We start from the raw sequence: 5116 nt of genomic DNA, 5'->3' as shown, positions 1-5116 counted from the left end.
GACAAGCTGAGCACGGATTGCACCGGCAAGGGCCAGGCAGCCATCGAAAAATCGGTCTTCAACTCGTCGACGGATATCGTCCAGGCGGTGCTGTCCGACCGCGTCGACGCCCGCATGGACGATGCGACCGCCTCGAGCTATTTCGAGGTCACCAGCAAGGGCCAGCTCGTGGTGCTGCCGACCCTCTATGAAGTCGCGCCGCTCGGCATGGCGATCGCCAAGGACGACAAGGAGACCGCCGATATGATGGTGGGCGCACTCTCCGAGCTGTTCAAGAACGGCACCTACAAGGCTATTCTCGACAAATACGGCATGGGCGCCTACGCGATCAAGGAGCCCTATTTCGTCGGCAGCATGGAGGCGTTGCGCGCCGACTGACAAAGTTTTGTCCAGTCGGACGCACTTTGTTCTAAAACTTTGATCATGCTTTCCGAAATCATTTGGGGCTGATGCGATAGCGGTTGTCGGCGTCCGGTCTCGTGCCGGGCGCCGCTTCCGGATCAAGACCAGGAGAAGCAGCGATGGGCGCGGCCCACCCAAACGAGATACGCATCGAGCCGGGCGTCGCCGAGGCGGTTTCGCGCCTGACCGTCATGCCGCAGCGCCGCTACGGCATCTGGGTCGGCACGGCGCTGGCCCTGCTGGTGGCATTCCTGATCATCCGGGCCTTCGCCAGCAACCCTGCCTTTGCCTGGCCTACGGTGGTGAGTTACCTCCTGCATCCCTCTGTCATGCGCGGCCTTGGCAACACCTTGATGCTCACCGCGGTGATCATGATATTGGCGATCGTTGTCGGCACGGTCATCGCCATCATGCGCGTGTCGCCAAGCCCGGTGCTGCGTGCCTTCGCGGGTCTGTACGTCTGGTTTTTCCGTGGCGTACCGGCCCTGATACAGCTGATCTTCTGGTTCAACCTGTCGCTGCTGGTGCGCGAAGTCTCGTTGACCATCCCCTTTGTCGGCACGCTGTTTTCCGTGCGCACCAATGATTTCATGACTCCGTTCTTCTCTGCCGTCGTCGCCCTTTCCCTGTGCGAGGCGGGCTACATGGCCGAGATCATCCGGGCCGGCATCAAGTCGGTGCCGTCGGGCCAGGCTGAGGCGGCGAGCGCGCTTGGCATGCCGTACCGCATGATCCTGAAGCGCATCACGCTGCCGCAGGCGATGCGCTTCGTACTGCCGCCAACCGGCAATGAGGCCATTAACCTCCTGAAGATGACGTCGCTGGTGACATTCATCGCCGTCGACGACCTGTTCTATTCGGCGCAGAGCATCTATGCGCGCACCTTCGAGACGATCCCGCTTCTGATCGTGGTCGCCTTCTGGTATCTCGCGGTAGTCAGCATCATGTCGGTGGGACAGCATTTCCTCGAGCGACATTTCGGTCGCAGCGATACGCGCCGCGATGCCGTGACGATGCGCTTCCTGCGCAACATCATCAGCCTGCGTGGCATTTCCCGATGAGCGACGTGAAGGACGAAAATCGCGCCCGCTTCGGCGTCCCAGCCGACTCCATGGTTTTCGCGCGCGGCGTGCGCAAATCCTATGGTCCGCTCGAGGTTCTCAAGGGTGTCGATCTCGACGTACCCGTCGGATCGGTCGCCTGCATCATCGGCCCTTCGGGTTCCGGCAAGAGCACATTCCTGCGCTGCATCAACCATCTCGAGAAGCTCAGCGCCGGCATCCTGCTCGTCGACAGTCAGTTCGTCGGCTACGACCTTAGGGACGACAAGCTCTACGAGGTCAAGGACGACCTGCTTTGCCGGCGGCGCGCCGAGACCGGCATGCTGTTTCAGTCGTTCAACCTGTTCTCCCACATGACCGTGATGGAGAATTTGATTGAGGCGCCGACGCAGGTTCGGCGCATCCCCCCGGACGAGGCAAAGGCCGAAGCGGAGATTCTGCTTCGGCGCGTCGGTCTCCTGGACAAGGTCGACCGGTATCCGAGGGAACTGTCCGGCGGCCAGCAGCAGCGTGTCGCCATCGCGCGCGCGATGGCGATGAAGCCGAAAGTCCTGCTCTTCGATGAGCCGACATCGGCGCTCGACCCCGAACTCGTTGGCGAGGTGCTGCAGGTCATGCGCGATCTGGCCGAAAGCGGCATGACGATGGTCGTGGTCACCCACGAGGTAGGCTTCGCCCGCGAGATCGGCGATCAGCTGGTTTTCATGGATGGCGGTGTGATCATCGAACGCGGCGCTCCGCGCGAGATGATTGCCAATCCGGTATCGCCCCGAACCCGCGAGTTCCTGTCGCGGGTGCTTTGACGGCAAGAGAATCCACCCAAGAGAAGATCCACAAAAAAAGCGCGGGCCATGGCCCGCGCCTTCGCATATTCAGCCTTCCAAAGAGCTCAGTCCTTCTCGAAGATGCGCGCCTTGGCGACGACGCCGGCAATGGCGCCGCCGATCAACGGTGCCACGATGAACAGCCAGAGCTGGCCGATCGCCGCAGTTCCCGAAAACAGCGCCGGACCGATCGAGCGGGCCGGGTTGAGCGACGTGCCGGTCACCGGGATGATGGCGAAGTGCAGCCCTGCCAGCGTCAGGCCGATGACCAGTCCGGCGAACGCCGTCGAGTGCTTTTCGGCCGTGACGCCAAGGATCACGGTGACGAAGGTGAAGGTGCCGATCACTTCCCACAGGAAGGCCGAACTGACACCCCATTTCGTCACATCCCAGCCATTGGCGCCGAAGCCGGTGGTGTGTCCGCCAACCTGGCCGGAGACGATGATCCACAACGCCAGTGAAGCAAGGACGCCGCCGATGACCTGCGCGATCCAGTAGGGGATGACGTCCTTGGCCGGCAGGCGGCCGGCAAGGAAGACGCCGAGCGTCACCGCCGGGTTGAGATGCGCGCCCGAAATGGGGCCGATCGCATAGGCCGCGGCGATGAGGCCGATGCCGAACGCCAGACCGATCCCTTCCTGGCCAAGCGGCAGCGCGCCGCCGAAGCCGCCCGTCACCACAGAAGCCGTACCGATGAACACCAATAGAAATGTGCCTAGAACTTCCGCCAGATAAGTCTTCATTGCCCTCTCCTCGTGTCGATCCGCCGGTTCACCTTTTCGCGCCGCGAATCACAATCGGAAGAGTATTCGCAACCAGAAAAGTTGGAAAGCAGAGCGGTTGTGCCGGCCGACCTGCTTGTGCGCGCCGGTTGCGCGCTCTAGAGCAGGGCCGGAATAATTTTCTGCGTGACGGAACAAGACAATGCGACTGGGCGGAAGGCTGGCTGCGGCCATCGAAGTGCTGGAAGACATCGGCCGGCGCCACCGGCCGGTGGCGGACGCGCTGAAGGATTGGGGCCTGTCGCATCGCTTCGCCGGCGGCGGCGACCGTGCGGCCATCGGCAACATCGTCTATGACGCCTTGCGCCACAAGCGTTCCGCGGGCTGGCTGCTGGGGCAGGACACGCCGCGCGCCATTGGCTTCGGCGCCCTGCTGCTCGAATGGGGGCAGACGGCCCAGTCGCTCAACGAGGCGCTGGATGGTGACAAGTTCGCACCGCCGCTGCTGACCGCCGCCGAGCTTCAGGCCATCGCCGACGGTCGGCTCGCCGATGCGCCGGACGCGGTGCGGGCGGATGTTCCCGACTGGTGCGCGCCGCTTTTCGAGCGAGCCTTCGGCCCGAGCTGGGCCGACGAGGGCGCCGCGCTGGCAACGCGCCCGCCGCTCGACCTCAGGGTCAACACCTTGCAGGCCAACCGCGACAAGGTGCTGGCCGAACTGACGGGAACCGGCGCCAAACCCGCGGCAATCGCCCCGCACGGCATCCGCATTCCACCGATCGACGGCGATGGCCGGCACCCGAATGTGCAGGCCGAACCGGCCTTCCAGAAGGGTTGGTTCGAGGTCCAGGACGAAGGCTCGCAGATCGCGGCCGCCCTTGCCGGGGCCGAAGCCGGCATGCAGGTGCTGGATTTCTGCGCCGGCGCCGGCGGCAAGACGCTGGCACTGTCGGCTTCGATGGAAAATCGTGGCCAGATCTTTGCCCATGATGCGGAGAAAGCACGGCTGGCGCCGATCTTCGACCGCATCCGTCGTTCGGAAAACCGCAATGTGCAGGTGGTCACCAAGCCCACGGAACTCGCGCCGCTCGGCAACCACATGGACATCGTGCTGGTCGACGCGCCCTGCACCGGCAGCGGCACCTGGCGGCGCCGCCCCGACGCCAAATGGCGGCTGACGCAGAGGCAGCTCGATACCCGCAAGGGCGAACAGTCGGCGATCCTCGATGCGGCCAAAGCCTATGTCAAACCGGGCGGCCTGCTGGTCTACATCACCTGCTCGGTGTTTGATGAGGAGAATGGCGAGCAGATCGCGGCCTTTCGGGACCGTAACAGCGGCTTTGTTCCCGTCGACCACCGCCAGCTCTGGGACAGCCGTTTTCCCGGCCATCCGGCAGCCGCGCGCATCGGCGCCAAAGGCGACATCTCGCTGTCGCCGGCGCTGAGCGGCACCGACGGGTTTTACTTCTGTGCGTTGCGCAGGTCGGCCTGAATCCGATCGGATGTCGCCAATTCCTGACGGATGCGTGGCGCCAGCAGGCAGGCCAGGTCGATTGTGCAGTGCAGCAAAAGCATTTGCCTGCCGTCCATGCCTCTGCAATAAGCTTATCCGCATAAAGGAAGGCAGCGGCCATGGCAGCAAAGATCGTACCCGCCCCGGACTATGAGGATCGCGTCAGGACCTCCTTCGCACGCCAGAAGGCGATGGCCACGATCGGCGCCGAACTGACGCTGGTGACGCCCGGCATCATCGAGATCGAGATGCCCTATTCGGCGGCACTCACCCAGCAGCACGGCTTCCTCCATGCCGGCGTCATTTCGACCGCGCTGGACTCGGCCTGCGGCTATGCCGCTTTTTCGCTGATGCCGGAAAATTCCGGCGTGCTGACCATCGAGTTCAAGGTCAACCTGCTGGCGCCGGGCAGGGGCGAGCGCTTCCTGTTCCGCGGCTCGGTGACCAAGCCAGGCCGCACCATCATCGTCGCCGACGGCCAGGCCTACGCCTTTGCCGCCGACGGCGAGGCCAAGCTGATCGCCACCATGACCGGAACGATGATGACGGTGGTCGGGCGTGATGGGATAGAAGGGTGAGTGGCCGGTTCGCCGC

General features: G+C 63.9%; 6 protein-coding genes. 5 read left to right on the top strand and 1 reads right to left on the bottom strand.

Annotated features, from left to right (window positions below):
• The 3 genes from EN994_RS17225 to EN994_RS17215 form a co-directional block, all read left to right on the top strand.
• Positions 1 to 378 (top strand): transporter substrate-binding domain-containing protein (locus tag EN994_RS17225; protein ID WP_127307673.1); only part of this gene is annotated, 378 nt, incomplete at its 5' end.
• A gap of 143 nt (positions 379 to 521) precedes the next feature.
• Positions 522 to 1463, top strand: a complete 942-nt coding sequence (locus tag EN994_RS17220; RefSeq protein ID WP_013530366.1) for an amino acid ABC transporter permease — start codon at positions 522 to 524, stop codon at positions 1461 to 1463.
• The gene (locus EN994_RS17215; RefSeq protein ID WP_013530367.1) at positions 1460 to 2266 is read left to right on the top strand and encodes an amino acid ABC transporter ATP-binding protein; all 807 of its coding nucleotides are present in this window, start codon (positions 1460 to 1462) and stop codon (positions 2264 to 2266) included. The genes EN994_RS17220 and EN994_RS17215 overlap by 4 nt, the downstream gene beginning before the upstream one ends.
• Before the next feature lie 86 nt (positions 2267 to 2352).
• Here the strand turns inward: EN994_RS17215 and EN994_RS17210 are convergent, their stop codons facing one another.
• On the bottom strand, positions 2353 to 3030 hold the full coding sequence (locus tag EN994_RS17210) for an MIP family channel protein (protein WP_013530368.1): 678 nt from the start codon (positions 3028 to 3030) through the stop codon (positions 2353 to 2355).
• A 181-nt stretch (positions 3031 to 3211) separates the two neighbouring features.
• On the opposite strand from EN994_RS17210, the gene EN994_RS17205 reads away from it, so the two are divergent.
• Together EN994_RS17205 and EN994_RS17195 are read left to right on the top strand one after the other, a co-directional pair.
• Positions 3212 to 4501: an RsmB/NOP family class I SAM-dependent RNA methyltransferase gene (locus tag EN994_RS17205; protein ID WP_063170136.1), complete on the top strand. Its 1290-nt coding sequence runs from the start codon at positions 3212 to 3214 to the stop codon at positions 4499 to 4501.
• A gap of 140 nt (positions 4502 to 4641) precedes the next feature.
• Positions 4642 to 5100 (top strand): PaaI family thioesterase, encoded by a 459-nt coding sequence (locus tag EN994_RS17195; protein ID WP_013530371.1) that lies wholly within the window; start codon positions 4642 to 4644, stop codon positions 5098 to 5100.
• The last annotated feature ends 16 nt before the right edge of the window (positions 5101 to 5116 follow it).

Source organism: Mesorhizobium sp. M7A.F.Ca.CA.002.09.1.1, assembly GCF_003998555.1.
GTDB classification, from domain to species: domain Bacteria; phylum Pseudomonadota; class Alphaproteobacteria; order Rhizobiales; family Rhizobiaceae; genus Mesorhizobium; species Mesorhizobium ciceri.
Note: the sequence above shows the minus strand (reverse complement) of the source record. Positions and strands in the feature narration are given on the sequence as shown.